Below are 4,234 nucleotides of genomic sequence, written 5' to 3'. Positions count from 1 at the left end.
GGCGTCTCCTTCGCAAGATCCGATGCTCGACCACCCGGATCACCAGCCTCATCCAAGCCGTCCTCACCCTGCATTTGGCCAGCTCAGGCCGATGATGGAAAAGCCTCACTGCACGAGAACACATGCACGAGATTGGAATTGTGTTGCATTCCCAAGGAATGCAACACAGAGGTACCCAACTATTTGAGGGCTTCCTCAGCCGCCTCCAAGTAATTCCTATCCAGTTCCTTCTGCACGAGAACTAGAGCAGCAATTCTCCTGCAGATATCTGTAAACTCGCGCACCTCGGCAACACTCAAGTCTCGACCAATTATTGAGCGCTCGCGGTAAGACAGCCACTTGCGAAGGACCGAGAACCCGCCAATCTTGAAGTCCCAAACGGCCTGCGGGACTCCCTGCCAGCACGTCTCATTATTGAGGTACACGTCGACAACATCGGCCCCCAAGACCTCAACGTGCCTCTCCGTCAAGTCTGCTCTTTCACTGTCGTTGCGCTGCCGGACGACCACACGACCGCGCCCAGGCATTACGATGCGCGAAATGACGCCGCTCTTTTGCTCCCGCTTCTGCAAGACAGCCCAACCTGCAGTGATATAAAGATCACCTCGCTCGGGAGAAGGCTGGCTTCCGTCTTTCCTTTGGATACGCGCAATTGACATCAAAAAACCGGCATCCGCCGCATTGACCTCTCGGCTGCGTCGGGTGATATTCAGCAGAGCTGCAACGCGTCGACCAAGGGCCGCCGAGGCCATCAAGTGCTCGCGTGACCTAGGCAGGGGGATCTGGGGCCAGTTGTTGCGAATGGCGTCTCCATTCTCTTCAAGGTAGAGAGGAGAATAACCGACGGCGAGCACGTGTTGCCAGAGCAGCTGAGCACTCTCATAAGACGTATCAACATCGGACAGGCCGAGGCCACGGAGATAATTCAGCGCAAAATCAGAGAGATTCGGGCGCCATTCGGGTTGATCTTTCCCCACGATATCGAACATAGCGATGGTGCCGTCATTACTCGGATCATTGCCCCCTTGATTCTCCGCCGCCAGGAAGAAGGGGACTACATAGGCATCTTTGTGCATGACATGCTGATCAATGAGCGCACTGGACACCAGGAATGCAGCGCCATCGTGAGCGCGTGGCGCTCGTCGCCTCAACAGCAAGAATTCACTTCCAACGGAAGCCGCTTTGACCAGCTCATCACGGGACTCGTTCCAGAGCTTGCCGGTTGTGTCTACGTATGCCCAACGCACATCGAAAGGCTTGACACAAAACCGCACAATCTTGCCCTCGTCAAAGGGGCTTTCCGCCAGCAACCTGTCCCTGACCTTCTGCGGATTGAAACGCGCCCACGGCTGCCTCAGCGCTTCAGTCCTATCGTCTAGCTCATCGAAGCTAATTTCCGGGTCAAGATAGTGCTTCATGCGCTCGGTCAATTCTTCACGGTTAGTCGAAATCAGACTGTCACCGCGATTTTCATTGAGTCCGAGCAGAGGATCCACCCTACATAGTTCTGTGACTGCTGGCCACTGGTCATAACCTTCGCGTGGTTCCCAACGACGCAGGCGGAACCAGTTCTCTTTAGTAGGGTAAATAGTCGAGTATGCTGGCGCTTGGCTTGGATCAGTAAGCGACCGCAGGAGCTCGCCCCTCTTATCGCTTCCCCAGAAGTCCCGATACTGCACCTCGATCGCCTTAGCGTCGTGCAGTTCCTTGCGCACAAGCAGACTGATTGCCGTACCGACCTGAATCCCGTCTGCATTCATGCTCGTGCTGAAAATACTCGGGTCTTTGAGGCCGTCAGGTGTATTCTTGCCCGTCTCTCTACTATCGCCATTCAGGTTGTCTACGTACAGCCGATCGAAGGCCTTAATGAGACTTTCCCGCATGACAACAGCAGATGGGTCGCCGAGCCAAGAGAAATTGGAGATGTAGCAAATGACCCCTTTGCCGGTTTGCTCTGCTATGCGGCGCTCAGCTATGCGGAAAAACCGAACGTAGAGATCATTAAGGCTATGCTTACTGATGTCCCATTTATCGGCCAGGCCTGCCTTGTACGGCTCGATCAACCCGCCCTCGTCACTACCGCTCACTCCGGCGTACCCGTTATATGGCGGGTTGCCGAGCACGACAAGGATCGGCTCGCTTCTTTTGACCCCCGATGCAGCATCACGCTCCTCTTCGAATTCAGGAAAAGGTAGGCGGGGATGCTCGTCACCATCATTCCAGCCGGTAAGGGCGTTAGTCAGGTATACCTGCGCCCGCTCGTTAGCAACGAGTGGAGCGCCCAGTCTCTCCAATGCGAGGGCAACATTCAAGTGCGCAATAACAAAAGGCGCAGGAAGAAGTTCGAATCCGTGAACTCGCGTGAGAGCGGCCTTCTTGGCGTCCTGCCCGATCAAGTCATCGCCGTGGTAATCCTTCAAAACCTCAGCGATAGCATCAATCGTTTCCACAAGGAATGACCCCGTGCCCGTGCAGGGATCGAGGATATGGACGTTCTCATCCGCCAACCCCAACTCAATGCCCAAGTCTTTCTGCAAAGTCTCATGAACACGCCGAACCATGTAGCGGACGACCTCAGGTGGCGTGTACCAGACGCCCAGTTGCCGTCGGAGTACCGGATCGTACGCTTCCAGGAACGGCTCATAGAAGTATTGCACTGCATTGGCCGATTCGAACCTCTTGAAAAAGAGCGTTCGATCAACCCTTGCCAAAGCGTCCTCTGTCCAGTTCAGGACATCATCAAGTCCAACAGGCAAAGCCGATGGAGTAGCCAGCTGATGAAACAGCACGCGCACCATCGGGACCTTCAAAGTCCACTGAGCGGACTTCCAAGTGAATCGCTCGCTGCTATCCTCCGGCTGGTTCTCACACCACACCACCCACGCAGCGAATACCCCGTAGAAAAGAGTTTGCACGAGAGCCGAGCGGAAGAACTGCTCTCCCTTCTCACCTTCGAAACGAAGACCCAAGCCATCTTCCATGGATTCCCGGAGAGCTCTTAGCGCAGCAAAGTGCTTGGCATCAGCTGAGTCGAGCCTTTTCCTTCCCTCCCGGGCATAAGATGCGAGAAAGTAAGCCAGATCAGCTGGTTGCGAAATCGGCGCGTCTCCCAACAGCGCCCGTTTCAAATAATTGCTGAGACCGGACTTCATCTCGTCGGTCACCTGTTCTGGCGACCGAGTCAAAGCCCAGAAGGACTCCTCGTCCACGGCAAGGGTGAATGCCTCACCTTCCACGAGTGTCCCGTTAGAATCGATCCTTACAACCAGGAATTCCCTGTAGGTTGTGACTAGCACCTTACCGTAACGGTCGAGGTATTTTCGAACCTGCTGAGTTCGAGCCACCTTCCGTGCATCCTTAGCAGGTCCTTTGACCTCTACAACACCCCGTTCCGGGATGCGTACGTCAAGAGCATCGCGTCCCGCCTTAGCTACGGTTCTACTGTCGATGAACAGGCCACCGTCTGGGATGCCAGCTCCGCGGTTCCGCGTGTTCAGCACACAGGTGACCTTCGGAGTAAGGCGCCTGCCCACCTCATTGAGGAGACGCTCTAGTTGTCCGTAAAACGAGGTTTCTTCGACCGCCTCGCCCGTGGCTTGAATGGTCCCCATCCCCTGCAGGTAACTTTCGAGTGCTTCCATCTGTCCCCCTGCGCCTCGTACACCGGCCTCAAGGCGATCAGAGTAGTACCAGCCTCAGACAGCCGTCATGCGAGTCGCGAATGCCGGTACGTCACGTTCCGATCAGCCCGGCCGTCCTTGGTGAGGCGTCGGGCGATCACGCGAGCCAGCCAATCAACAGCAACGCTCCGTTGCCCCTTCAAGCCACCACAGGTCCTGGGTTCCGGAGCCCGTGGATCAGCTGTGAACACAGAAGGCACGGACAGCGTGCAGCATGGAGGTGACCAGGGCACTCCGCACAGACGCAAGTCTCCTTCGGAGCCGTTGCCAGTACAGCAGTGGAGTACAGCAACCAGCGCAGCCGCAGTCGATCGCCAGCGGCTCCGGGCGGACGGCTGGCAGGGTGAGGAGACCTCAGCAGCCGTAGTTGCCGGTAGTTCGGGACGAAGGGTAGGCGTGCCACAGGTGTGCCAGATTCAGCGGTCAACCACGGACAACAGCGGTCAGTGAGGCTTTTCCATCATCGGCCTGAGCTGGCCAAATGCAGGGTGAGGACGGCTTGGATGAGGCTGGTGATCCGGGTGGTCGAGCATCGGATCTTGCGAAGGAGACGC

The 4,234-nt window shown here is 56.4% G+C and carries 1 protein-coding gene and 2 pseudogenes; 1 reads left to right on the top strand and 2 read right to left on the bottom strand.

From position 1 onward, the window contains the following. A pseudogene (locus AC2CJA_RS24875) lies at positions 1-95 on the top strand (IS5/IS1182 family transposase); the annotation flags it as partial. An 84-nt stretch (positions 96-179) separates the two neighbouring features. On the opposite strand, the gene AC2CJA_RS24870 reads toward AC2CJA_RS24875, so the two are convergent. Both AC2CJA_RS24870 and AC2CJA_RS24865 read right to left on the bottom strand, forming a co-directional pair. Then, positions 180-3,641 carry a type ISP restriction/modification enzyme gene (locus AC2CJA_RS24870; RefSeq protein WP_484604922.1) on the bottom strand — a complete coding sequence of 1,154 codons (3,462 nt, stop codon included), beginning with the start codon at positions 3,639-3,641 and terminating at the stop codon, positions 180-182. A 499-nt stretch (positions 3,642-4,140) separates the two neighbouring features. Beyond that, positions 4,141-4,234: pseudogene (locus tag AC2CJA_RS24865) on the bottom strand (IS5/IS1182 family transposase); the annotation flags it as partial.

It is taken from the genome of Streptomyces sp. ATLC9, assembly GCF_057196705.1.
This window is presented reverse-complemented; position numbering and strand designations above follow the sequence as displayed.

Bases quoted from the DNA above. Each gene is read 5' to 3' on its own strand.
- AC2CJA_RS24870 (WP_484604922.1), bottom strand. From the start codon at position 3,641: ATGGAAGCACTCGAAAGTTACCTGCAGGGGATGGGGACCATTCAAGCC.